The 22,198-nt window shown below is 74.0% G+C and carries 17 protein-coding genes and 3 tRNA genes; 13 read left to right on the plus strand and 7 right to left on the minus strand.

Annotated features, from left to right (window positions below; all coding sequences use genetic code 11):
• Window positions 1-4 precede the first annotated feature (4 nt).
• Together RSE42_RS02285 and map are read right to left on the minus strand one after the other, a co-directional pair.
• Window positions 5-1,021: a hypothetical protein gene (locus RSE42_RS02285; protein ID WP_415297773.1), complete on the minus strand. Its 1,017-nt coding sequence runs from the start codon at window positions 1,019-1,021 to the stop codon at window positions 5-7.
• Between the two features lie 212 nt (window positions 1,022-1,233).
• The gene (gene map, locus RSE42_RS02290) at window positions 1,234-2,025 is read right to left on the minus strand and encodes a type I methionyl aminopeptidase (protein WP_194227774.1); all 792 of its coding nucleotides are present in this window, start codon (window positions 2,023-2,025) and stop codon (window positions 1,234-1,236) included.
• A gap of 171 nt (window positions 2,026-2,196) precedes the next feature.
• On the opposite strand from map, the gene RSE42_RS02295 reads away from it, so the two are divergent.
• The 5 genes from RSE42_RS02295 to RSE42_RS02315 all read left to right on the plus strand — a co-directional run bounded on the left by RSE42_RS02295 (window position 2,197) and on the right by RSE42_RS02315 (window position 8,044).
• Entirely contained in the window at window positions 2,197-3,225 is a 1,029-nt protein-coding gene (locus RSE42_RS02295) for a LacI family DNA-binding transcriptional regulator (RefSeq protein WP_415297774.1), read from the plus strand.
• A 272-nt stretch (window positions 3,226-3,497) separates the two neighbouring features.
• Entirely contained in the window at window positions 3,498-4,904 is a 1,407-nt protein-coding gene (locus RSE42_RS02300) for an ABC transporter substrate-binding protein (protein ID WP_043655287.1), read from the plus strand.
• Window positions 4,905-5,082: 178 nt separating this feature from the next.
• Window positions 5,083-6,066, plus strand: a complete 984-nt coding sequence (locus RSE42_RS02305; protein WP_034652574.1) for a carbohydrate ABC transporter permease — start codon at window positions 5,083-5,085, stop codon at window positions 6,064-6,066.
• Window positions 6,063-7,013, plus strand: coding sequence for a carbohydrate ABC transporter permease (locus tag RSE42_RS02310; RefSeq protein WP_021483010.1), 951 nt, complete (start codon window positions 6,063-6,065; stop codon window positions 7,011-7,013). The genes RSE42_RS02305 and RSE42_RS02310 overlap by 4 nt, the downstream gene beginning before the upstream one ends.
• Before the next feature lie 110 nt (window positions 7,014-7,123).
• Entirely contained in the window at window positions 7,124-8,044 is a 921-nt protein-coding gene (locus RSE42_RS02315) for an EamA family transporter (RefSeq protein ID WP_415297775.1), read from the plus strand.
• 13 nt (window positions 8,045-8,057) lie between these two features.
• Here the strand turns inward: RSE42_RS02315 and RSE42_RS02320 are convergent, their stop codons facing one another.
• Both RSE42_RS02320 and RSE42_RS02325 read right to left on the minus strand, forming a co-directional pair.
• The gene (locus RSE42_RS02320; protein WP_043655284.1) at window positions 8,058-8,690 is read right to left on the minus strand and encodes a bacterial proteasome activator family protein; all 633 of its coding nucleotides are present in this window, start codon (window positions 8,688-8,690) and stop codon (window positions 8,058-8,060) included.
• Window positions 8,691-8,744: 54 nt separating this feature from the next.
• Entirely contained in the window at window positions 8,745-9,722 is a 978-nt protein-coding gene (locus RSE42_RS02325) for an NAD(P)H-quinone oxidoreductase (RefSeq protein ID WP_415297776.1), read from the minus strand.
• 230 nt (window positions 9,723-9,952) lie between these two features.
• Between RSE42_RS02325 and RSE42_RS02330 the strand changes: the two genes are divergently transcribed.
• The 5 genes from RSE42_RS02330 to RSE42_RS02350 all read left to right on the plus strand — a co-directional run bounded on the left by RSE42_RS02330 (window position 9,953) and on the right by RSE42_RS02350 (window position 16,162).
• A complete protein-coding gene (locus tag RSE42_RS02330; RefSeq protein ID WP_415297777.1) occupies window positions 9,953-13,933 on the plus strand; it encodes an ATP-binding protein in 3,981 nt (1,326 codons plus the stop codon).
• A gap of 36 nt (window positions 13,934-13,969) precedes the next feature.
• The gene (locus RSE42_RS02335) at window positions 13,970-14,419 is read left to right on the plus strand and encodes a roadblock/LC7 domain-containing protein (RefSeq protein WP_021483502.1); all 450 of its coding nucleotides are present in this window, start codon (window positions 13,970-13,972) and stop codon (window positions 14,417-14,419) included.
• Window positions 14,420-14,429: 10 nt separating this feature from the next.
• Complete coding sequence (locus RSE42_RS02340; RefSeq protein WP_021483501.1) at window positions 14,430-14,840, plus strand: DUF742 domain-containing protein; 411 nt, start codon at window positions 14,430-14,432, stop codon at window positions 14,838-14,840.
• A gap of 526 nt (window positions 14,841-15,366) precedes the next feature.
• Window positions 15,367-15,975, plus strand: a complete 609-nt coding sequence (locus RSE42_RS02345; protein ID WP_043657559.1) for a GTP-binding protein — start codon at window positions 15,367-15,369, stop codon at window positions 15,973-15,975.
• 99 nt (window positions 15,976-16,074) lie between these two features.
• Window positions 16,075-16,162 (plus strand) — tRNA-Ser (locus RSE42_RS02350).
• Window positions 16,163-16,171: 9 nt separating this feature from the next.
• On the opposite strand, the gene RSE42_RS02355 is transcribed toward RSE42_RS02350, so the two are convergent.
• Window positions 16,172-17,986, minus strand: coding sequence for a GMC oxidoreductase (locus RSE42_RS02355; protein WP_415297778.1), 1,815 nt, complete (start codon window positions 17,984-17,986; stop codon window positions 16,172-16,174).
• Window positions 17,987-18,082: 96 nt separating this feature from the next.
• Here RSE42_RS02355 and RSE42_RS02360 point away from each other — a divergent pair, with 96 nt between their 5' ends.
• A complete protein-coding gene (locus RSE42_RS02360; protein ID WP_415297779.1) occupies window positions 18,083-19,360 on the plus strand; it encodes a threonine/serine ThrE exporter family protein in 1,278 nt (425 codons plus the stop codon).
• A gap of 86 nt (window positions 19,361-19,446) precedes the next feature.
• Window positions 19,447-19,535, plus strand: a tRNA-Ser gene (locus RSE42_RS02365).
• A gap of 178 nt (window positions 19,536-19,713) precedes the next feature.
• Here the strand turns inward: RSE42_RS02365 and RSE42_RS02370 are convergent.
• Both RSE42_RS02370 and RSE42_RS02375 read right to left on the minus strand, forming a co-directional pair.
• The gene (locus RSE42_RS02370) at window positions 19,714-21,087 is read right to left on the minus strand and encodes a hypothetical protein (RefSeq protein WP_415297780.1); all 1,374 of its coding nucleotides are present in this window, start codon (window positions 21,085-21,087) and stop codon (window positions 19,714-19,716) included.
• Entirely contained in the window at window positions 21,084-21,851 is a 768-nt protein-coding gene (locus RSE42_RS02375; protein WP_085386678.1) for an ABC transporter ATP-binding protein, read from the minus strand. Before RSE42_RS02375 ends, RSE42_RS02370 begins: the two co-directional genes overlap by 4 nt.
• 230 nt (window positions 21,852-22,081) lie before the next feature.
• Between RSE42_RS02375 and RSE42_RS02380 the strand changes: the two genes are divergently transcribed.
• Window positions 22,082-22,154 (plus strand) — tRNA-Arg (locus RSE42_RS02380).
• Window positions 22,155-22,198: the final 44 nt, after the last annotated feature.

Genomic DNA, 22,198 nt, shown 5'->3' on the forward strand with positions numbered 1-22,198 from the left:
CGCCTCAGGGTCGGGTGAAGGTGATCTTCCCCGCTGCGTCGCGTGCGACGGTACCGGTGTACGAGGCGCGCACCTCGACGGGCAGGTCGCCGTCGTCCCAGAGCAGGACGGTGTACTCCGCCGTCGCCTCGTACGCCCCGTCGACGTACCGGATCTCTGGCCCGGGCTCGGCGAACCACTCCGTGCGGGAGGTCTCGCGTGCGTTCTCGACGAGCTCCGACGGGCACGACGGACCGGTGAGACCCTCGTCCTCGCAGGCGGCCCGCAGACCCTCGATCGCCTCCTCCACCCCCGGCTCGACGTCGGGCCGCAAGGTCGGGGTGAACGCGAAGCCCTCGGCCACGACCCCGTCCTCCCGGACGACGTCGGGCACGTAGGCCGTGAACGACGAGCCCCGGCGCAACCCTTCGAGGAGACCGGTCGGGTCGGTGTACTCGACGGCATAGGCACCCGGGAGCAACGTGACGGGAGTGAGCTCCGCCGCCGGGTACTCGACCTGGCCGTTGACCGTCAGCGTGCCGGACACCGGCTGACCCGCACCGATCGTGTCGGCGGTGCCCAGGTCGCTGATCGTGGTGCGGTCGCCGTCGCGGGTCGTCCGGACCTCCAGGCGCACGGCGCCGTCGACGCCGTCGAGGGTGAACTCGACCGTCACGCTCGCGCCGGCCGACGAGCCGGAGGACGCCACCACGCGCGCGTCGGTGGGCCGAGCCACGGAGGCACGGTAGAAGTCGTCGTCGACGAGATCCTCGTCGAGGTCGATCGTGGTGAGCGCCGCGGCGTCGCGCGCCCTCCCGGCCTCCAGGCTCGCGAAGAAGTCCTCGACCACCGTGACGCTCTCGGTGGTGTCGGTGTCGACCGCGCCCGGTGCGCACCCGGCGAGCACGACGGAGACGGCGAGACCGCCGGTGAGGCGGGCAGCGGCTCGCCGCCGCCGAGCGTCGCGGGGGCGGCCGGCCACCGTGGTCCGCGCCTCCCCGGAGCCTCGGTCGAGGTCGCGTCCGTGAGCGTCGTGCGTCATCCCTGCATCCTCTTCGATCGACGACGGGAACGTGGCGCCACGGCGTCAGGCGCGTCCCGGCGTCAGGCGCGTCCCGGACGGTGCGGCGGAAGGGGGCGGGTGGCGACGTCTGGCGGTGCTCGGACGTCGCTCGGCGCCCGCAGTGACGATGCCCGCCGACCCGCGGTACCGCGGCTCTACCTCGGCGGACCGCGGCTCTACCTCGGGGACGGTCAGTCGCGGGGCTCGCGCGCGGTGAGCACGACGGGGCCGTCCTCGGTGATCGCGATGGTGTGCTCGCTGTGCGCGCCGCGCGACCCGTCGGCGGAGCGGAGGGTCCAGCCGTCGGGGTCGGTGTAGATCTCGTCGGTGGTCTCGAGGAACCAGGGCTCGATCGCGATGACGAGGCCCGGCTTGAGCGGGAACCCGCGCTTGCGGCGGCCGTCGTTGGGGATGTGGGGCTCGCCGTGCATGGTGCGGCCGACGCCGTGCCCGCCGAAGTCGGTGTTCACCGAGTAGCCCGCGGCGTGCGCGACGTCGGCGATGGCGGCGGAGATGTCGCCGACCTTCTTGCCCGGCTGCGCGGCGGCGATGCCCGCCTCGAGCGCGCGCTCGGTCGTCTGGATGAGCCGGGCGTCCGCCTCGCCGAGCGCGCCCGCGCGCGGCGTGCCGACGACGAACGACAGCGCCGAGTCCGCGACCCACCCGTCGACGGAGGCGGCGAAGTCGATGCTCAGCAGGTCGCCGTCGCGCAGCGCGTAGTCGTGGGGCAGGCCGTGCAGCACGGCGTCGTTCACGGACGTGCAGATCACCTTGCCGAAGGGGCTCGCACCGAACGACGGGTGGTAGTCGATGTAGCAGGACTCGGCCCCGCGGTCGCGGATCATCCGGTGCGCGACCTCGTCGAGCTCGAGCAGGTTCGTCCCGACCTTCGTGGCGGCGCGCACCGTGGTGAGGACGTCGGCGACGAACCGTCCGGCGGGCCGCATCTGCTCGATCTCCCGCGGGGTCCTCAGCTCGATCATCGTGGTCCTTCCGGTTCGCAGGTGGTGGTGCCCGACGACGGCGCGGCGGGCTCGGGCGTGCCGAGCGGTGCCGAGGGCGGGCCCGACCACGATATCGGTCCCCGCGGGAGCAAGCGCTTGCATCGATCTGCTCACGATGCGGCACGGCGCCTCGCCAGGCTCCGTCCCGGCGTGGCAGCATCACCCGTCGTGGCAGGTATCGACGACGTCGCCCAGGCCGCCGGGGTGTCCACGGCGACCGTCTCGCGCGCCCTGCGCGGCCTGCCGAACGTCTCCGAGGCGACGCGCCTGCGGGTGCTCGCGGAGGCGGCGCGGCTCGGGTACGTGCCCACGCCGTCGGCGTCGTCCCTGGCCACGGGGCGGACCCGGACGATCGGCGTGCTGACCCCGTGGGTGAACCGGTGGTTCTTCGCCAACGTCATCGAGGGCGCCGAGCGCGCCCTGCGCGACCTCGGCTACGACGTCCTGCTCTACACGTTCGACGTCCGGCGCACGTCGTCGCGCCGCCGGGTCGACCCGAGCGTGCTGCGCCACCGCGTGGACGGGACGCTCGTCGTCGGGCTGCCGCTGGACGACGACGAGGTGCGCTCGCTCGTCGGGCTGGCGCGCCCGCTGGCGTTCGTGGGGTCCGGGCCGGCGGAGCAGGTGACGGTCCGGCTCGACGACGTCGCGACCGGGCGCGCGGCGACGCGCCACCTGCTGGACCTCGGGCACCGGGTGATCGGGCACGTGACGGGGGTGCCGGACCTGGTGTCGTCGTGGTCCCCGCCCGTGGAGCGCGCGCGGGGGTACGTGCGCGCGCTCGAGGAGGCGGGTGTCGTCGTGCAGCCGGACCTGGAGGTGAACGGCGACTTCGACGTCGCGGGCGGCCGCGAGTCGACCGCGGAGCTGCTGCGCCGCCGCCCGGACGTGACCGCGGTGTTCGCGGCGTCGGACGAGATGGCGATGGGCGCGATCCTCGCGGCGCGCGACCTCGGCCGGCGCGTGCCGGAGGACCTGTCCGTCGTGGGCGTGGACGGCCACGACCTCGGCGAGCTCGTCGGCCTGACCACGATCGCGCAGGACGCCTACCAGCAGGGCTTCGACGCGGCGCTCCTGCTGCTCGACATGATCAACGGTGCCCCCGTCCCCGAGAGCCTGACGTACCCGACGGAGCTCGTCCGGCGCGGGTCGACGGCGCCGCTCGCCTCGGGCGCGTAGGCCCGGCCGCGTCCCCGGTCCACGCCGGGACGCCCGTGCGCGCGCACCGTGTGGGAGCGCGGCCAGCCGTCCGGGCCCCGAGAGAGCGCGCACCCGCCGCGCGTGACGGAATCGTTACGCAAACTCACCTCCGCTGTGCTTGCACCCCGAGGATGCAACCGCTTGCATGGGGGGAGGGCGAGAGCGCACCCGCGCTCGCGACGTCGCGATGCGCCCGGTCCTCACCGGACCGGGGTGACGGCGTCCGGACCCACGACGAGGTGGAGGCTGAGATGACCAGGACCACGAGGACCAGCGCGGCGCGTCGCCGCACGCTGGCGGTCGCCGCCGGCGGCGCGAGCCTCGCGCTCGTGCTCGGGGCGTGCAGCAGCGGGGGCGGCGGCGGGGGCGACGACGAGTCGCCCAGCGCCGAGGTGGACTGCGCCGACTTCGAGCAGTACGGCGACCTGTCCGGCAAGACCGTCTCGGTCTACTCGACGATCGTCGACACCGAGGCCGAGCAGCAGCAGGCGTCGTACGAGCCGTTCGAGGAGTGCACCGGCGCGACGATCGAGTACGAGGGCTCCAAGGAGTTCGAGGCCCAGCTCCCCGTCCGCATCCAGTCCGGCAGCGCGCCCGACATCGCGTACCTGCCGCAGCCCGGCCTCCTGCGCCGCATCGTCGCGGACTTCCCCGACGCGATCCAGCCGGTCGGCGACCAGGCCGCGGCCAACGTCGACCAGTACTACACCGAGTCCTGGAAGGACTACGGCACCGTCGACGGCACGCTCTACGCGACGCCGCTCGGCGCGAACGTGAAGTCGTTCGTCTGGTACTCGCCGTCCATGTTCGAGGAGGCGGGCTACGAGGTCCCGACGACGTGGGACGAGCTCATGGAGCTCTCCGACCAGATCGTCGCCGACAACCCGGAGGGCGACGTCAAGCCCTGGTGCGCCGGCATCGCGTCCGGCGAGGCGACCGGCTGGCCGGCCACCGACTGGATGGAGGACGTCGTCCTGCGCACGGCCGGCCCTGACGTCTACGACCAGTGGGTCAACCACGAGATCCCGTTCAACGACCCGCAGATCGCGACGGCCCTCGCCGCGGTCGGCGACGTGCTGAAGAACGAGGACTACGTCAACGGCGGCCTGGGCGACGTGAGCAGCATCGCGACGACCGAGTTCACCGAGGGCGGGTACCCGATCATCGACGGCCTGTGCTACATGCACCGCCAGGCCACGTTCTACCAGGCGAACTGGACGACCCTCGACCCCGACCTCGAGGTGGCCGAGGACGGCGACGTGTGGGCGTTCTACCTGCCGGGCGAGTCGGCCGACGACAAGCCGCTGCTCGGTGGCGGCGAGTTCGTCGCGGCGTTCAACGACCGTCCCGAGGTCCAGGCCTTCCACGCGTACCTGTCGAGCCCCGAGTGGTCCAACGCCAAGGCGAGCGTGACCCCGCAGGGCTGGATCAGCGCCAACAACGGCCTCGACCCCGAGCTGCTGCAGTCGCCGATGGACCAGCAGGCGTACGAGCTGCTCACGGACGAGAGCTACACGTTCCGCTTCGACGGCTCGGACATGATGCCCGCCGCCGTCGGCGCCGGCTCGTTCTGGTCCGAGATGACCGAGTGGATCGCGAGCGACAAGTCCGACCAGGCCGTGCTCGACGCCATCGAGGCGTCCTGGCCGACGTCCTGACCTGCGGGCGGCCCGGGGGCTGACGGCGCGGCGCGAGCCACGTCGTCGGGCCCCGGGCCCGCGCGTCGACCCGGGGGCGGGTCGCCCGGGCCGGACCCGGGCGGCCCGCCCTCGGGCGACCGCCCCTCGTCGTCCACCTCGTCGTCCCGGCCGCCGCCGGCCACCTCAGGAGCCTCACATGGACTGGTTGCTCGAACCCTCCGGGACGGGGGGCAAGCTCGCGGTGATGGTCGTCGCGATCCTGCTCTTCGTCGTCGTCATGGGTCTGATCCTCTTCCTCGTCGACCGGCCGAAGCGCGTGCCCGGCTGGGTCGTCGCGATCGCGTTCGCCGGGCCCGCGGTCGTCATGCTCGCGTTCGGCCTGCTGTACCCGGGGCTGCGCACCATCCGCGACTCGTTCTACAACCGCACGGGCTCCGCGTTCGTCGGGCTCGACAACTACGTCACCGCGTTCACGCGGGACGAGTTCCAGATCGTCCTGCGCAACACCGCGATCTGGGTCATCGTCGTCCCGCTCGTCTCGACGTTCCTCGGGCTGGTGTACGCGGTCGTCGTCGACCGGTCCCGCTTCGAGAAGCTCGCGAAGACCCTGATCTTCCTGCCCATGGCGATCTCCATGGTCGGCGCGGGCATCATCTGGAAGTTCATGTACGAGTACAAGCCGGCCAGCCAGCCGCAGATCGGCCTGTTCAACCAGGTCCTCGTGTGGCTCGGACTGGAGCCGCAGCAGTTCCTGCTCAGCGCGCCGGCGAACACGTTCTTCCTCATCCTCGTGATGATCTGGATCCAGGCCGGGTTCGCCATGACGATCCTCGCCGCCGCGATCCGCGCCATCCCGGACGACATCGTCGAGGCGGCCCGGCTCGACGGCGTCGGCGGCATGCGGATGTTCCGCTACATCACGGTGCCGAGCATCCGCCCGGCCCTCGTCGTCGTCCTCACGACGATCGCCATCGGCACGCTCAAGGTCTTCGACATCGTCCGCACGATGACGGGCGGCCGGTTCGAGACGTCGGTGGTGGCGAACGAGTTCTACACGCAGGCGCTGCGCCAGGGCGAGCAGGGTCTGGGCGCCGCGCTCGCCGTCATCCTCTTCGTGCTCGTCATCCCGATCATCGTGTACAACGTGCGGCAGCTGAAGCAGGCGGAGGAGATCCGATGAGCACCCCACTGTCCGCCTCCGTGCCCGACGCCCCGCTCGTCGACGAGACCGTCGAGGAGGGCAGCGGCAAGGGCGTCGTCGCCGGCCTCGACGCGCGCGCCGACAAGGTGCGCCGCAAGGTCTCCTCGCGGCCGGCGTCGATCATCGCGATCGTGCTCGCCGTCCTGTGGACGATCCCGACGTTCGGGCTCCTCGTCACGTCGTTCCGGCCGCCGCGCGAGATCCGCCGGTCGGGGTGGTGGGAGGCGTTCGCGAACCCCGAGTTCACGGTCGACAACTACACGGACGCGCTGTTCGGCGGCTCGACGAGCTTCGCGACGTACTTCGTCAACTCCCTCGTCATCACGCTGCCCGCGGTGATCATCCCGATCACGCTCGCGTCGCTCGCCGCGTACGCGTTCGCGTGGGTGAACTTCAAGGGCCGCAACCTGCTGTTCGTCGCGGTCTTCGCGCTCCAGATCGTGCCCATCCAGGTCACGCTCGTCCCGCTGCTCACCCAGTACGTGGACTGGGGGATCGACGGCTCGTTCTGGCCCGTGTGGCTGTCGCACTCGATCTTCGCGCTGCCGCTCGCGATCTTCCTGCTGCACAACTTCATGAAGGACATCCCGCGCGAGCTCGTCGAGGCCGCCCGCGTCGACGGCGCGGGGCACGTGAAGATCTTCTTCCAGGTCCTCATGCCGCTCCTCGTCCCCGCCATCGCGGCGTTCGGCATCTTCCAGTTCCTCTGGGTGTGGAACGACCTGCTCGTCGCGCTGACGTTCGCGTCCGGCCAGGACACCGCACCGATCACGGTGCGGCTCGCCGAGCTGTCCGGCTCGCGCGGCGCGAGCTGGCACCTGCTCCCGGCGGGCGCGTTCATCTCCATGGTCGTGCCCGTGGTCGTGTTCCTCGCGCTCCAGCGGTACTTCGTGCGCGGCCTGCTCGCCGGCTCGGTCAAGGGCTGACGCCGGCCGCGGCGAGCCGGTGGCGGCGGCCCGTCCCGCACGGCGGGCGGGCCGCCGTCGCACGACCGGCGTGCGACGTCTCCGGGCGGGCGCGGTCGTAGAGTCGGTCGGTGCCCACCCGAACCGCCGCCCTCGACCGCGTCCCGGCACCGGCCCTGTTCGTCGTCTCGGGCCTCACGCAGTACCTGGGCGCGGCGATCGCCGTCGGGCTGTTCGCCGTCGCCGGGGCGGTCGAGGTGGGGTGGCTGCGCATCGCGGCCTCCGCGCTGCTCCTGCTGGCCTGGCGCCGCCCGTGGCGGCGCCGCTGGACGCGGCACGACCTCGCGTGGGCCGCGGTCTTCGGGGCCGCGCTCGCCGCGATGAACCTCGCGTTCTACGTCGCGATCGACCACCTCCCGCTCGGCACCGCCGTCGCGATCGAGTTCCTCGGCCCGGTCGCGGTCGCGGCGGTCACCGGCAGCGGCTGGCGCGAGCGCGGCGCCATCGCGGTCGCGGCGGCCGGGGTCGTGCTGCTCGCCGGCGTGACGGTGGGGTCCGACCTCCCGCACGGCGACGCCGTGCTCGGCCTCGCGGCGATCGCCGTCGCCGCCGCGTGCTGGGCGGCGTACATCGTGCTCGGCCGCCGGGTCGCCGTGGGGGGCTCGGGCGTCACGTCGCTCGCGGTCGGGATGACCGTGGGCGCGCTCGCGTTCGCGCCGTTCCTCGCGCCGGATGCCGTCCCGGTGCTCGGCGACTGGCGGCACGCCCTGGCCGTCGTGGGGATCGCGCTGTTCTCGTCCGTCGTGCCCTACGCGCTCGAGCAGGTGATCCTGCGCCGCGTCAGCGCGGCGACGTTCTCGGTGCTCCTCGCGCTGCTCCCGGCGACGGCGGCCGTCGTGGGCGCCGTCGTGCTCCGGCAGGTCCCGAGCCCCCTGGAGCTGGTCGGCCTCGTGCTCGTCTCCGGGGCGATCGCCATGACCGCCGCGCGCCCGGGCGCGCGCGGGCGCGGGGAGCCGGACGACGTGCTGCCGACCGACCCCCCGCCCGCCTGAGCGGGCCCGGACCTCAGAGGTACTGGCCGGGCGAGGGGCGGCCGTCGTGCTCGTCCGGGCGCGGCTGCTGCCCCGGCATCCCGCCGGGCGCACCGGGGCCCATGGGCGGCAGCGAGCCGGGCGGGAGGGCCCGGCGCATCTGCGAGAGCTGCGCCTGCGCGGCCATCTGCTGCGCGACGAGCGCCGTCTGGATGCCGTGGAACAGCCCCTCGAGCCAGCCCACGAGCTGCGCCTGCGCGACGCGGAGCTCCGCGTCCGTCGGGACGCTGTCGTCCGAGAACGGCAGCGTGATGCGGTGCAGCTCCTCGACGAGGTCCGGCGAGAGGCCCTCCTCGAGCTCCGTGAGGGACCGCTCGTGGATCTCCGCGAGCCGCGAGCGCGCCGCCTCGTCGAGCGGGGCGTCGCGCACCTCGTCGAGGAGCTTCTTGATCATGCCGCCGATGCGCATGACCTTGGCCGGCTCCTCGATGACGGTCGCCGGGTTGCGGTCGGGGTCGGTCGAGTCGTCGCTCTCGACGACGCTCACCCCCGTGCCGTCGGGCATGACCACGGTGGAACGGCCGGGCTCGTCGTCGCCCTGCGCGGTCGCCGCGGGGTCGGGAGCGGTGGGCTCGTCGGGACGGGGGTCGCGCGGTTCGTCAGCCATGGGTCCAGTCTTGCGCGTGCCACCCCCGCGCGCACCGACGGGCGCGACCCGCCGTCACGGGACGAGCAGCACCTTGCCGAACACCTCGCCCGAGTCGAGCAGCTCGTGCGCGCGCGCCGCCTCGTCGAGCGGCAGGCGCGCGTGCACGACCGGCCGCACCCGGCCGTCCTCCACCAGCGGCCAGACGTGCGTCAGCACCTCGTGCACGATGCGCGCCTTCTCGTGCGGCGGGCGGGCCCGCAGCGTCGTGCCGGCCACCGTGGCGCGCCGGGCGAGGAGGAGGCCGAGGTCGAGCTCCGCGCGTCGGCCCTTCTGCATGCCGATGACGACGAGGCGCCCGCCCGTGGCGAGGACCTCGAGGTTGCGCGGCAGGTAGGCCGCGCCGACGACGTCGAGCACCACGTCCGCGCCGTGGCCGCCCGACGCGTCCCGCACCGCGGCGACGAAGTCCTCCGCGCGGTGGTCGACGGCGAGGCTCGCCCCGAGCGCCAGGCACAGGTCGGCGCGGTCGCGACCGCCCGCGGTCACCGCGACGTGCGCCCCCAGCGCCGCACCGAGCTGGACGCCCACCGTCCCGACGCCGCCCGATCCGCCGTGCACGAGCAGCCACTCGCCGGGCGCCAGGCGGCCCACGTCGACCACGTTGCTCCAGACGGTGCACACCGCCTCGGGGAGGGCGGCCGCGTCCACGAGGTCGACGCCGTCGGGGACGGGGAGCACCTGCGTCGCGCGCACCCGTACCTGCTCCGCGTACCCGCCGCCGTCGAGCAGCGCGACCACCCGGTCGCCGACCGACCAGCCCGACACCGCGTCCCCGACGCGGACCACCGTGCCCGAGACCTCGAGGCCCGGCCAGTCGGGTGCGCCGGGCGGGGGAGGGTAGGATCCAGCGCGTTGTAGCAGGTCAGCACGGTTCACGCCAGCGGAAGCGACGTCGACCACGAGCTCGTCCGGCCCAGGGGTCTGGTCAGGGAGCGTGGAAACCGTTAGTTTCTCAGGGCCACCGGGGCCCGATATCGTGACGCCTCGCATCTCGCCGAGACTACGCGGAGGGCCCGGGAGGCGCCGGATCACCGACGGGGGCACCGCGTGACGAGGGCGATCGTTCGTGCTCCTCGCGGATTAGGTGTCCGGGGGAAGTGCACCGATAGTTAGTACGCACGACCGGGGAGCGAGCCCGGGAGGCGCCGCTGCCACGCGCGTCGACCATGCCGCCGAACGGGTGGACCAGGTGATGGAGGCAGGTTCGTATGCTCCGCAGGTTGAGCGTCCGCGGGAAGATCCTTGCGGCACTCGCGGTGCCCGTCCTCGTCCTCTTCGCCGCCGCGGCGATCATCTCGGCCCAGGCCATCGGGACCGCGCGCGACGCGAGCCAGACGAGCGCGCTCGTCGCGGCGCTCGCGGCGCAGGACGCGGCCGGGACGGAGATCGCGGCCGAGCGCACGTACTCGTTCCTCGACGCCAACAGCACGCGCGACACGGCCGAGGAGGCCGAGGCGCAGATGATGGCGCAGCGCGAGAAGACCGACCGCGCGCTCGACGCGCGCGACCGCGCGTACGAGCGGCTCAACACGTCGGCGCTCGACCCCCGCGTGCGCAAGGCCATGGCCGACACGATCGGTGACCGGTCCGAGCTCACCGGTGTCCGCCAGGCGATCGACCGGTCCGGTCTCGGCCAGCTGCAGCGCAACTCGTTGTACGGCGACCTCATCGACGCGGCGCTGGACGTGCCGCGCACGCTCGCGGACACCACTCCCGACCGCAGCCTCGCGCAGTACCTCGACACCTACGTGCTCCTCGACGAGCTGCTCGCCCAGCAGGCGCTCGAGCAGCCGCTGGCCGGAGCGGTGCTCCAGGCCGCGCAGGCGGGGCAGCAGAGCGACACCACCAACCAGCAGGCCGCCGTCCTCATCACCACCGGTAATACACTCGCCGGTCGGACACGCGCCGCGGTCCGCCAGCTGCCGGGGGAGTTCCGCCTCGAGACGCCGACCGCGACCTACAACCAGATCCGGGAGAACCTCATCGGATCGCGCCCGGCAGCCACCCCGCCCAGCCAGGCAGCGCAGTGGCCGACCCTCTCGCAGGAGGACCGCGACCAGACCGCCCCCGTGCGCGACGCCGTGCGCACGGAGACCGCGGAGAAGGCCTCGGACCTCGCGGGGGCCGCCACGACCCGCGCCGTGATCACCATCCTCGTGACGCTCGCCGCGGTCGTCGCCTCGATCCTCGTGGCGGGCTTCATCGCGCGCGCGATCGTCAACCCGCTGCGGCGCCTCACCGACGCCGCCGAGGACGTCCGTGACCAGCTCCCCAAGCTCGTCGAGCAGGTCGCCGTGCCTGGCCAGGGCCCGGGCATCGACCTCGCGCCGATCACCGTCGAGTCCAGCGACGAGGTCGGCCAGCTCGCGACCGCGTTCAACGACGTGAACCAGACGACGATCAAGGTCGCCCGCGAGCAGGCCGCGCTGCGTGGCTCGATCGCCGAGATGTTCGTCAACGTGGCCCGCCGCGACCAGGTGCTCCTCAACCGTCAGCTCGCGTTCCTCGACGACCTCGAGCGCTCCGAGGAGGACGCGGGCACGCTGTCCAACCTCTTCCGCCTCGACCACCTCGCGACCCGGATGCGCCGCAACGCCGAGTCGCTGCTCGTGCTCGCCGGCATCGACTCGGGCCGTCGGGTGCGCCAGCCGATGCCGGCCTCCGACGTCATCCGCACCGCGTCCTCCGAGATCGAGCTGTACGACCGGGTGCGCCTCAACCTCGTCGTCGACCCGCTCATGCTGGGGCACAACGCGCTCAACGCGGCGCACCTGCTCGCCGAGCTCCTCGAGAACGCGACGATGTTCTCGGAGCCGCACACGCCCGTCGAGGTCACCACCGGCCGTGACGCGGACTTCGTGCACATCACCGTCCGGGACCACGGTCTGGGCATGACGGCCGAGGAGATCGCGGAGGCGAACCGCAAGGTCGCGACGCACGCGGCCTCGGACGTCGTCGGCGCCCAGCGCCTGGGCCTGTTCGTGGTCGGCCGCCTCTCGGAGCGGCTCGGCGCCAAGGTCCGCTTCAGCGCCGGGGGCGACGAGCAGGGCACCGAGGTCGTCGTGTCCTTCCCGGCGGTCCTCTTCGTCCCCGACTCGAACGTCCCGCTCCCGCAGCCGACGGACCCGCTGGAGACGAGCACCCAGGCCGCCGCGCAGCAGCTCACGAGCACGGGCGTGATGCCGGCGCTCCCCGCCGAGCCCGCCGCTCCCGCCCCCGCCCCGACGGCGTCCGTCGCGGCCGTGGAGCCCGAGGCCCCCGCCGCCGTGCCGGTCGACCTCGACGCGCTCACCGACGGGACCACGCAGACGGGCATGCCGCGCCGTCGCTCCCGCACGGTCGACCCGGCGGCGGCCGCGCCCAGCGCGTCGTTCGCGTCGGGCCCGCAGACGGGCGCGATCGTGCTCCCGCCGCTCGCGACCCCGGCACTCCCGGACGAGCTGCCCGCCGCGGACGAGGCCTGGACCCCGCCCGCGGAGGTGGCTCCCGCCGCGTCGGCGCTCCCGAGCCGGTCCCGTGCCGCCACGACCCCGGTCGAGCCCGTCTCGGCCGAGATCCCGGTGCTCGACGTCAGCACCCGCAGCGCGCTCTTCTCGAGCTTCCGCCCCGTGGGCGAGCGGCCGGTCACCGAGAACCCGGTCGAGCTGCCGGTCGCGCCGGACGTCACGGCGACCGACATCCCGCTGGTGAGCGACGTGCCGACGGCCGAGGCCGCCGTCCACCACGAGGTCGTCTGGACCCCGCCGGAGGTCGCGGAGCAGCCGGCCGCCGCGAGCGCGGCGACGGGCACGGAGCAGGCCTGGGCGCCCGAGCAGGCCTGGACCCCGGAGCAGCCCGCCGAGCAGACGTGGACCCCGGAGCAGCCCGCCGAGCAGACGTGGACCCCGGAGCAGCCCGCCGAGCAGGCGTGGACCCCGGAGCAGCCCGCCGAGCAGGCGTGGACCCCGGAGCAGCCCGCCGAGCAGGCGTGGGAGCCCGAGCCTGCCCAGGAGACCGCGTCTGCGGGCTGGGCGCCGTCGTCGTTCGCCGACGAGCCGCTCGACGCGACCCGCGTCGTCCCGCCCGTGGCGGTGCAGCCCGAGCAGCCCGCGGCCGAGCGCGCGCCGCTCGCCGACCGGAGCCAGGCCGCGACCGAGGTCCGGCCCGTGGCGCCCTCCGCCCCGGAGCAGACGACGGACGTCCCTGTCGTGGCCGAGGGTCGTGCCGGGGACGGCGCAGAAGAGATCCCCGCCGAGCTCTCGTTCGAGGCGCTGCCGCGCTTCGAGGAGCTCATGGCCGACCTCCCGACGCGCCGATCGCTGCGCGAGAGCCAGGCGCGCAAGCGCGGTCTCTTCGGGCGTCGTCCGCGGACGACCGCCACGCCGCAGGCGACGCGACCCGCCGGCCCCTCGGCGGAGGCGCTCGCCTCGCGCCCGGCGGTCTCGACGCCGGCGCCGGCACCGGCGGCGGCCGCACCCGCGGCGTCGAACCCGGTGGCACCTGCGCCCGCGGCGCCCGCCCCGGTCCAGGGGGCCCCGGCCGCGCGGCAGGAGCCGGGCGCGCCGGCACGCACGTCCGCGTTCGCGCCGCGCGCCGACCTCCCTGCTGCGCCCACGCCGTCCTTCGCCCCCGAGGCGCCGGCGGCCCCGGTGCAGGAGACGCGGAGCCTCCCCCCGGTCCAGGACGACCCGTACCCCGCGGTCCGACCGTCCGCGCCCGAGCCGGCCCCCGCCGCCGCGTGGGACGCCGCTCCCGCCAGGGACGCGGCGTCGGGCTACGGTCCGCCGAGCCCGCTCGCCCGGCGCCCGGTCGCGGAGTCCCTCGAGCCGCTGGACGCGGGCTACGTGTCCGACTCCGTCGAGGCGCGGTCGGACTGGATGGCGTCGGCGGTGCTGTACGAGGAGATGTCCACCCTGCTGCAGGGCAGCACCGATTTCCAGGAAGCGACCTTGGCGGACCCGAACGACGGCATCTACCAGCCGCTCAAGGTCGACGCCGCGGCGTCGGGCCTCGCGCGACGCTCGCGCGGCGAGGAGCGCGACGGGTACGTCGACCGCTTCACGGCGCGGATCGACCGCGACCCGGAGCAGTTGCGGGCGCGCCTGTCGGCGTTCCAGTCGGCGACCGCCCGCGGGCGTGTCGAGGGGCAGGACGAGACGAGTTCGACGTGGAACCCCGAGGCCATGGATTATGTCCCTGATTCAGCGCCGCAGGCGCGGTGACGACATGCCGTCTGCGGCAACTGACGAGGAGGAACAGTGAACGCGCTCAGCACCGAGGCCACGAACTTCGGGTGGCTGCTCGACAACTTCGTGCGGACCGTACCGGGCAGCCGGCACACGCTCGTGGTGTCGGCGGACGGCCTGCTCATGGCGATGTCCGACCAGCTCGACCGGACGAGCGGTGACCAGCTCGCCGCGATCGTCTCGGGCATGTCGAGCCTGACCCGCGGTGCGGCCCGCCAGCTCAACGGCGGGAACGTCCGGCAGGCCATCATCGAGATGGACAACGGGTTCCTGTTCCTCATGAACGTGTCGAACGGCTCCGTCCTGGGCGTGGTGGCCGAGGCGAACTGCGACATCGGCCTCATCGGCTACGAGATGGCGCTCCTCGTCTCGCGCACGGAGGCGACCCTGACGCCGCAGCTCATCTCGGAGATGCGGGGTAGCCTTCCGGTCGACGGTGCGACCCGAACCCCGGTGGGATGAGGACTGATCGATGACGAACGTACCTTTCGGCAGCATGGGAGCCCACGACGGGTACGAGGCGGCGACCGTCCGCCCGTACGCGGTGACGGGTGGTCGCGTGCGGTCCGCCACGTCCGACCTCCCGCTCGAGGCGCTCGTCGAGGTCATGCCGGGTGCCGTGAACAGCTTCGGGCTGCCGCCCGAGAAGCGCTCGATCCTCCAGCACGCCGCGCACACGTACGTCTCGATCGCCGAGCTCTCCGCGCTCCTGCGCCTGCCGCTCGGCGTGACGAAGGTGCTCGTCGCGGACCTGCAGGAGGACAACTACATCACCGTCCACACGTCGACCCCGCTCAACGTCCACACGGGTCACGGCAGCAACCACTCGGGTCTGTCCCTGAGCGTCTTGGAGAGTGTTCTCAATGGCATTTCCACCCTCTGACGGCTCGGGGAGCGGGCCGCAGGCAGGGCAGCCGTCCGGGGCGAGCGGGGGTGCGCCCGGCGGTCAGCCGGCGCTGCGCCAGACGGCGTGGGCTCCGGTGAGCGCCCCCGTCGGCGTGCCGACCCAGGCGGCTCCGGCGACGCCCGGCCAGCCTGCGGCACCGCAGCAGCCGGCCGCGGCCCAGCCCGTCGCTCCGGCGGCGCCGCAGCCGGCGGCACCGCAGCCCGTTGCGCCGGTGGCACCGCAGCCCGCGACGGCTCCGGCCGCACCGCAGCCGGTCGCCCCTGCTCCGGCCGCCGCGCAGCCCGCCCCGGCTCCGGCCGCCGCGCAGCCGTCCCCGGCCGCCGCGCAGCCTGCGTCGGCTCCCGTCGCGCAGGCCGCGGCCCAGCCGCGCACCGCGCCGCAGCCCCTGGCTGCCGCGCAGCCCGTGGCTCCCGTTCAGCAGGCGCCTGCTCAGCAGGCGCCCGCTCAGCCGGTCGCCCCGGTGCAGCAGGCGGCCCCCGCGCGCCCGGTCGCGGCAGCGCCCGTGGCTCCGCCCGCCGCGGCGGCGCAGCCCGGTGGCGCGGCGGCGTCCCGGACCGCGCCGACGGTCGTGAAGATCGTCGTCGCGGGCGGCTTCGCCGTCGGCAAGACGACGTTCATCGGCTCGATCTCGGACGTGGAGCCGCTCAACACCGAGGCCGCGATGACGGAGCACTCGGTGGGCGTCGACGACGCGGGCGGCGTGTCCGACCGCAAGACGACGACGACCGTCGCGATGGACTTCGGCCGCGTCTCGCTGCCGGGCAACCTGTGGCTCTACCTGTTCGGCACGCCGGGCCAGGACCGCTTCCTCTTCATGTGGGACGACCTGGTCCGCGGCGCGATCGGCGCCGTCGTGCTCGTCGACACCGACCGCCTGGAGCAGTGCTTCCCGGCGATCGACTACTTCGAGTCGCGCAACATCCCGTTCGTCGTGGGCGTCAACTGCTTCGACGGCGTGGCCAAGCACAAGCTCGAGGACGTCCGCGAGGCGCTGCAGATCCCGCCGCACGTGCCGATGCTCTACACGGACGCGCGCTCGCGCGCGGCGACGAAGCAGACGCTCATCGCGCTCGTCCAGCTCGCGATGCGCCAGCTCCGCGGCGCGGCCTGACCGCTCCCGCACCCCGCGCCACGCACGACGGCGGGCCGCCCTCCACGGGTCGGCCCGCCGTCGTCGTGCAGGGGCGGGGCGTGCCACAATGGCTCGCCGGGAGGGCTGACAGAGCGGCCTAATGTGACGGTCTTGAAAACCGTTGTGCGGCAACGCACCGGGGGTTCGAATCCCTCGCCCTCCGCCAGTCGTGCCGTCAGGCCGGGTCGGGAGCCGTGCTCCGTCCCGGCCTGACGCGCGCCGGGCGCAGGGCCGCCGGGGCGTGCGCCGGGACCAGCGGGTGCCGCGGTGCGACCGGGCCCAGCACCGCGTACGCAGCGCCGAGCGGCGGGCGCACGTCCTTCTCGCCCGCGTTGGGCCAGAGCGCACAGGCCCGTTCCGCGAGCGCCGTGATCGTGAGCGACGGGTTCACCCCGAGGTTCGCGCTCACCGCGGACCCGTCCATGACGTGCAGGCCGGGCTGACCGTGGACACGGTGGTACGGGTCGATCACGCCCGTCCGCGGCGAGGTGCCGATCGCGCACCCGCCGAGGATGTGAGCCGTCATCGGGACGTCGAAGGGCTCGCCGACGGTCCCTCCCGGCATGCCGCCCATGCGCCGGGCCATGCGCCGTGCGGCGTCGTTCCCGGCGGGGATCCAGGTCGGGTTGGGCGCGCCGTGTCCCTGGCGGGAGGTGAGGACCCTGCGGCCGAGGAGCCCTCGCCGTAGTGAGGTCGTGAGCGAGTTGTCGTGGCTCTGCATGACGAGCGCGATGATCGTCCGCGACGACCAGTCGCGCAGGTCGGCCATCGCCGGCAGGTCCCGACGTCGGCGCCACAGCTCCCGCAGCCAGGTGCGCCACCTGCCCGGGCCACCGTCCGTGAGGACGGTCTGGAGCAGCCCCATGGCGCCCGACCCCTTCCCGTACCGCACGGGCTCGACGTGGGTCCGGGTGTCCGGGTAGAACGACGACGTGATGGCGACGCCGCGCGAGTAGTCGGGCGCGTCGGGCCGCCGCAGGTGGTCGCGACGCCGGACCGTGGCGCCGAGCAGGGCCTCGGAGTTGGTGCGCGTGAGATGTCCCAGTCGCTCGGAGACTCCCGGCAGGCGTCCCGAGTCCCGCATGGCGTGGAGGAGTCTCTGCGTGCCCAGCGCCCCCGCGGAGAGCACGACGTGGCGTGCCGTGTAGCGCTGCCGTCCTGCCCAGGGGCGCCCTGAGCGGTGGGCGAGGACCTCGTGCAGGACGCCGCCCGCGCCGTCGGGCACGGGACGGACCTCGGTGACGGTCGTGAGCGGCAGGACCTGGGCGCCACCGGCCTCGGCGAGATAGAGGTAGTTCTTCACGAGCGTGTTCTTCGCCCCGACCCGGCACCCCGTCATGCACGCGCCGCACTCGGTGCAACCGCGTCGCTCGGGCCCGGCCCCGCCGAAGTAGGGATCGGGGGCGGTGACGCCCGGCTCCGGTGTCCCGCCTCGGCCGAAGAACACACCGACCGGCGCTCTGACGAAGGTGTCGCCCACCCCGGTCTCGCGGGCCACGTCCTCCATGACGTCGTCCGCGGGGGTACGTCCGGCGTAGGTGGTGACGCCGAGCATCCGGCGCGCCTGGTCGTACCAGGGCGCCAGCTCGGCCCGCCAGTCGGCGACGCCGGCCCAGGCGGGGTCCGTGAAGAAGTCGTCGAGCGGCTCGTACAGCGTGTTCGCGTACACGAGGCTGCCTCCGCCGACACCGGCGCCGGCGAGGACGAGCACGTCGCGGAGGCGGTGGATGCGCTGGATCCCGAAGCATCCGAGGGCGGGAGCCCAGAGGAACGACCGCAGACGCCACGACGTGCGGGGGAGCTCCTCGTCGGCGAAGCGGCGGCCGGCCTCGAGGACCCCGACGCGATAGCCCTTCTCGGTGAGGCGCAGGGCGGCGACGCTCCCGCCGAACCCCGAGCCGACGATCAGCACGTCGAAGTCGGTCGGGACGTGCGGGCCTCCGCGCCCGGGTGCGTCGGCGGGGGCGGTGCGGGGGACGTCGGCGGCCATGGGCAGACGGTACGTCACGACGACGCGGGGCTCTGGCCGGGCGTTCCGGGACCTTCGGCGAGTGCCGGGCCCGGGGCGGTACGGGATCATGGCGTCGTGACGCCTGAGCCCTCCCCGGCCGACGAAGCCGGTCTCGAACCCGTCGACCTCATCCGCCGGTCGGGCACCGTGCTGCGGATCGGTCGTCTCGCGCTGTCCGCGGGCACCGGCAGCTACCGCGTGAAGTCGCACATGACGCGCGCTGCCCGGGCGCTCGGCCTGGACCGCATCGCCGCGCACGTGACGCTCACGGAGATCACCGCGACGTCGTACCGGGGGCCGATCTTCCGCACGGAGCTCACCGAGGTGCGCTCCATCGGGATCAACGCCGACCGGCTCGCGCAGCTCGAGCGCTTCTCGGCCACGCTGCCGGCGGGGGCCGACCTCGACGAGGTCGACGCCGAGCTCGACCGGATCGCGCGGCGTGAGCCGCTCTACGGGGCGTTCCTCAACGCGCTGTGGGCGGGGATCGCGTGCGCCGCGTTCGCGTTCCTCAACCACGGCGGGCTCGTCGAGTGCGGCGCGGTGCTCGTCGCGGCGGCGCTCGGTCAGGGCGTGCGGCGCGCGATGCTGCACCGCGGCATCAACCAGTTCGGGGTGACGATGCTCGCGGCCGCGGTCGCGAGCGTCGCGTACCTCGGGCTCGTGCTGGCGCTCTCCGCGCTCGCGGGGGTCGAGGGCGGGCACGAGGCGGGGTACGTCTCGGCGGTGCTGTTCCTCGTGCCCGGGTTCGCGCTCGTGACGGGCGCGCTCGACCTCGCGAAGCTCGACTTCTCCGCGGGCGTCGCGCGCGTGACGTACGCGCTGATGATCCTCGCGTCGGCGGCGCTGGCGGTGTGGGGCGTCTCGGCTGCCGCGGGGCTCGCCCCGGACCCGGTGCCGCCGCCGGCCCTCGCGGAGCCCGTGCTGTTCGGCCTGCGGGCGGTCGCGAGCTTCCTCGGCGTGCTCGGCTTCGCGCTGATGTTCAACAGCCCCTGGGCGATGGCGCTCGGGGCGGCCTCGATCGGGATGGTCGCCAACGTGGGGCGTCTGCTCCTCGTCGACGCCGACGTCGTCCCGCAGGCGGCCGCCGCGGCGGCGGCGCTGCTCGTGGGGCTCCTCGCGGCGACGGTGGCGCCCGCGCTGCGCGTCCCCCGCATCACGGTGTCCGTCCCGGCCGTGGTCATCATGGTCCCCGGCGTCACGGCGTACCGGGCGGTGTACGAGTTCAACACCGGGGCGACGGCGCAGGCCCTCGCCTACGCCGTGGAGGCGGGCCTGGTCATCGTCGCACTCGCGATCGGGCTCGCCGTCGCGCGGATGCTCACCGACCGGGAGTGGACGTTCGAGCGGTAGGAGGGGACGCCGTCGGGCCGGCGGTTTGGTCTGGTGGCGACGCCCTTGTACCCTGGGCGACGCAGGCTCTCCGCGGAGTCCTGCGAGGAGACGTCGCATAGTCAGGTCTAGTGCGCCACCCTGCTAAGGTGGTAACGGGGCAACCCGTTCGAGGGTTCAAATCCCTCCGTCTCCGCTCAGGAAGGTCTCGGTGTGCTCGCACCCGGGGCCTTTTCTGTTGCCCGGGATCGTGCGGCCTCCACCGCCCGACGTGCGGGCGGGGCGGCCGGGCTCGTGGCGAGCCCCAGCCGCCCCGGTGCCGTCACCGGCCCTGCGTGACGCCCCGACGTCGTCCCTGCGCCGTGGGCCGTGCCCTACGCCGTGCCGGTCGTCGCGAGCGCCGACCGCACGACGAACCGCGACGCGCCCGCCCCGGCGAGCACGAGCGCGGACGCCCCCAGGACGCACAGCAGGAACTGCAGGGCGACGCTCGCGTTCGTGAAGGCGTTGATGCCGAGGACGGGCACCATGAACAGCAGCACGGCCGCGGTCGCGACGCCCACGCTCACGACGAGCGGCACGAGCGTCTCGCGGAAGCGCGCCCGGTCGAGCGTCCGCAGGTCGGTGCCCGCGAGGACGAGCGTGCGGTACTCGCCGCGCTGGTCGATTACCCGGCCCGCCTGCATGACGCCTGTCGAGACGGCGGCAAGGACGCCCGCGATGGCGAGGGTGAGGAAGCCGCCCGTCTTGATGTCGACGAGGAACTGGGCCTCCGCGGGGTCGGACGCCATGCCCGGGTCGAAGAGCGCGAAGATGCTCGCGAGACCCGCGATGAAGGTCGCGAGCGCGACCCCGCCCACGGACCGCCACGCGGTCTTCGGGTTGTCCACGATGCGCCGCCCGGCGAGCAGCGTGGGCACGCGGCGTGCGGAGCCGGCGGTGATCCTGCCGACGACCCAGATGACGAACGGCCCGACGAGGTTGAGCGTCGCGAAGCCGATCAGCAGGATGACGACCACGACGGTGATCCCGACCGCGGCCGAGCCGAACGACAGGTTGGTCGCGACGATCATCGCGACGGCTGCGAGCCCGGTCGCGAGCAGGCGCACCGCCTTGAGGCCCGGGGGAGTGACGCGCGCGGCGACGCCGAGCGGCGTGATCGCGACGCGCCGGAGGCTGACGAGCGCCGACACGAGCGCGACCGCGACCACGAGCACGACGGCGCCCAGCAGGGCGGGCACGCCGACCCACAGCTCGCCGACGTCGAACGTGCGGCCCTGGAAGCGCAGCTGCGCGACGAGCGGCAGGAGGGCGCCGTAGCCGACCAGGCCGACGAGCGCGCCCGTGACGGCCTGGGCGGCGGCGTCGAGCACCGTGAGGGACGTGACCTGGCCAGTCGTCGCCCCTGCGAGCCTGAGCGCCGCGAGGCGCGCGTCGCGGCGCGCGACGGCGAGCCGCGCGGCCGCCCCGCCGAGCGTCACGAGCGGGATGAGCAGCAGGAGCGAGGCGATGCCGGCAAAGATCGGGTACTGCGTGTCGTAGGACGTCACGGCCGCGTCCACGCCCTCCTGCATGCCCTCGATCCCGCCCGCGCGGCCGAGGAACGCCCCGAACCCGCCCACGACGACGAGCAGGATCGCGGTGGTCGTGGCGAACGCGATGACGGCGAGCACGTTGGTCAGGCCCTGCGGGTCGCGCTCGTCGGCGCTGCGGCGGCGCAGGAGCCACCAGAGGTCGACGGTCCTCATCGGGCGCTCTCCTGACCGGGGACGGCCGGGGCGGCGACGTCGTGGCCGGGCGCGAAGAACTCGCCGGAGACGAGCCCGTCGCGCATCGTCACCGTGCGCGAGCAGTGCCGCGCGACCCCGGCGTCGTGCGTCACGACGACGAGCGCGGCACCCGAGTCGCGGGTCGCGCGGGTCAGGACGTCGAGCACCTCCGCGCCGGTCGACTGGTCGAGGGCGCCCGTCGGCTCGTCGGCGAACACGACGCCCGGCGACCCGACGAGGGCGCGCGCGATCGCGACGCGCTGCGCCTGCCCGCCGGAGAGCTCGCCCGGCCGGCGCTGCTCCATCCCGGCGAGGCCGAGGTGGGCGAGCCAGCGGGCGGCGACCGCGGTGGCCTCCGCGCGGGCCGTGCCGGCGAGCATGAGCGGCAGCGCCGCGTTCTCGACGGCGGGCAGCTCGGGCAGGAGCTGGCCCGACTGGAAGACGAAGCCGAAGTCCTGGCGGCGCAGGATCGTGCGCCGCGCCTCCGAGAGCGTCGCGACGTCCTCGCCGCGCCACGACACCGAGCCGGACGTCGGCGTGATGATGCCCGCGAGGCAGTGCAGGAGCGTCGTCTTGCCGGACCCGGACGGGCCCATGATCGCGAGCGACTCCCCGGGACGGACCGTGAGGCTCACGCCCGCGAGGGCGTGCGTCGCGGTCTGCGCGGAGCCGTAGACCTTGGTGAGCGCGCTCGCGACGAGTGGCGAGCCGCCGGGGACGGGAGTGGGGCCGGTGAACGTCATGCGTCGATCGTCCGCCGGGGAGCGGTGCCGCCGCGTCGGGCTGGGGACGGGACGTCGCCCGGCCCGGGTCCGACCGTGGGGGGACCGTGGGGCGTCGTCGGTGCGGCGAGGGTCGGACGGCGTGGCGTCCGTCACGCCGCGGCCTCCGGGCCCGGACCCGGTTTGGGATCAGGGCGAGGACGCGGTAGTGTTCTCGACGGCCGGTGAGCGATCAACGGCCAGCACGACCAGCGCCCGTAGCTCAACGGATAGAGCATCTGACTACGGATCAGAAGGTTGGGGGTTCGAATCCCTCCGGGCGCACAGCGGAACGGCCTCACCCGACGGGTGGGGCCGTTCGTCGTTTC

Origin of the sequence: Cellulosimicrobium sp. SJTW-1 (assembly GCF_047716875.1) — a bacterium.
GTDB classification, from domain to species: Bacteria; Actinomycetota; Actinomycetes; order Actinomycetales; family Cellulomonadaceae; genus Cellulosimicrobium; species Cellulosimicrobium funkei.

Bases quoted from the DNA above. Each gene is read 5' to 3' on its own strand.
- RSE42_RS02355 (WP_415297778.1), bottom strand. From the start codon at position 17,986: ATGGCCGCCGACGTCCCCCGCACCGCCCCCGCCGACGCACCCGGGCGC.
- RSE42_RS02370 (WP_415297780.1), bottom strand. From the start codon at position 21,087: ATGAGGACCGTCGACCTCTGGTGGCTCCTGCGCCGCCGCAGCGCCGAC.
- RSE42_RS02340 (WP_021483501.1), top strand. From the start codon at position 14,430: ATGACGAACGTACCTTTCGGCAGCATGGGAGCCCACGACGGGTACGAG.
- RSE42_RS02305 (WP_034652574.1), top strand. From the start codon at position 5,083: ATGGACTGGTTGCTCGAACCCTCCGGGACGGGGGGCAAGCTCGCGGTG.
- RSE42_RS02320 (WP_043655284.1), bottom strand. From the start codon at position 8,690: ATGGCTGACGAACCGCGCGACCCCCGTCCCGACGAGCCCACCGCTCCC.
- RSE42_RS02375 (WP_085386678.1), bottom strand. From the start codon at position 21,851: ATGACGTTCACCGGCCCCACTCCCGTCCCCGGCGGCTCGCCACTCGTC.
- RSE42_RS02285 (WP_415297773.1), bottom strand. From the start codon at position 1,021: ATGACGCACGACGCTCACGGACGCGACCTCGACCGAGGCTCCGGGGAG.
- map (WP_194227774.1), bottom strand. From the start codon at position 2,025: ATGATCGAGCTGAGGACCCCGCGGGAGATCGAGCAGATGCGGCCCGCC.
- RSE42_RS02325 (WP_415297776.1), bottom strand. From the start codon at position 9,722: ATGCGAGGCGTCACGATATCGGGCCCCGGTGGCCCTGAGAAACTAACG.
- RSE42_RS02300 (WP_043655287.1), top strand. From the start codon at position 3,498: ATGACCAGGACCACGAGGACCAGCGCGGCGCGTCGCCGCACGCTGGCG.
- RSE42_RS02310 (WP_021483010.1), top strand. From the start codon at position 6,063: ATGAGCACCCCACTGTCCGCCTCCGTGCCCGACGCCCCGCTCGTCGAC.